At 64.6% G+C, this 1,342-nt stretch carries 1 protein-coding gene; it reads right to left on the bottom strand.

Features of this window, described 5'->3' with window-relative positions; translation table 11 throughout:
- Positions 1-1,074: IS110 family transposase (locus tag ABZW74_RS24580; protein ID WP_355280126.1), on the bottom strand; the 1,074-nt coding region annotated here is incomplete at its 3' end.
- Positions 1,075-1,342 lie beyond the last annotated feature (268 nt).

Here is a 1,342-nt window from a genome sequence, read left to right as displayed (position 1 = left end):
CATGTCGTAGAAGGCGCGGGCGCCGATACTTCCGGTGAGCGCGGATTGGGCCATGCGCATGGCAGCGTCGTTGAGTCGGTGGTTGCGGGCGTGACGGGCCAGCACGGCGTGAGATCGGCCAGAGGCTATGGTGCGGGGTGAGGTGCCGGCGTAGTTTCGGCGATGTTTGGCACTATCGTAGCGTTCGGGGTCGTCCCCGAACTCGCCGAGCATCCGGGCGCCGGTGATGTCACCGACTCCGGGCATGGACAGGTAGATCTCGGCGTCCGGATGCTTGTTAAAAGACTGGGCCATGGTGGTTTCGAGTTGATCGATCTGGGTGGTGAGCGCGGCCAGCATGCCGACCGTCGCGGTCACCGTGGCCGCGTAACCGGCGGCCAATTCGGCGGGCACGTCCAGGTGTCCGGTGCTGCGTAGGGCCTGCTGGATTTCGCGGGCACGATCATCGATATTGCGTTGGCGGCCACCTTTTTTCAGGGTTGCGCGGATCGACGACAACGACAGCTTCGCCCCCTGGGCGGGGGAAGGGGCACGCCGCAGCACACTGAGCGCGTCCTTGTGGTCGAGGTCGTCGCCGAAGGCGGCCAACGCGGCCGGGTAGAAGGCCTTGAGCTGGGCGCGCAGCACGTTCTGCTGCGCTGAGCGCGCCCACACCAGGTTCTGGTGGGTACGGGCCATCACCTTGATCGCATCGGCGGTGACGCTGTCAGCGGCGATGATCCGATGGTTGTGGCGGTCGGTGCGCACCAGATCGGCGAGCACTTTGGCATCACCCTTGTCGGATTTGGTGCCCCCGACATGGTGTCGGTCGCGGTAGCGGACCACCGATTTCGGGTTGATCGCATACACCTGGTAGCCGGCGACCACCAGCGCCGATACCCACATGCCGTGATCGGTTTCGATCCCGATCACCACCTGGGCGGGGTCGGTGGCGTGCCGGGCCAGCAGCGCGTGCATCGCCCGCACTCCGGCGACCCCTTCGGGCAGTCGCCGGATACCCAGCGTGGTGCCGTGTTCGTCCATCACGCACACGTCGTGATGGTCATCTGCCCAATCATTACCCACGTAAATCAAAAGCTACCTGCACCTTTCGGATCTGGCCGTCAATCTGGGCAGTGAACCTGACGGGATCCGTTCGCGCGGCCTAATGGCTCAGTGCTCACCCTCAAATGTTGCGGAGGGGGCACGACATCCCAGTAGCGCTAGAACCGATCCCCACCCCGGCCGGGCCACGGTCTTCGAGTAGAAATCCACCAACGTGGTTTCAGCCCTAGTCATAGTGGTCACCGGCGGGGCAGGCTCACAGTGGACCAGCATCCCATCGGGAACCGATCCACCCCCA

It is taken from the genome of Gordonia sp. NPDC003585 (genome assembly GCF_040610755.1).
GTDB lineage: Bacteria > Actinomycetota > Actinomycetes > Mycobacteriales > Mycobacteriaceae > Gordonia.
The sequence above is the reverse complement of the archived record's forward strand: the minus strand, read 5'-3'. Positions and strand labels throughout refer to the sequence as shown.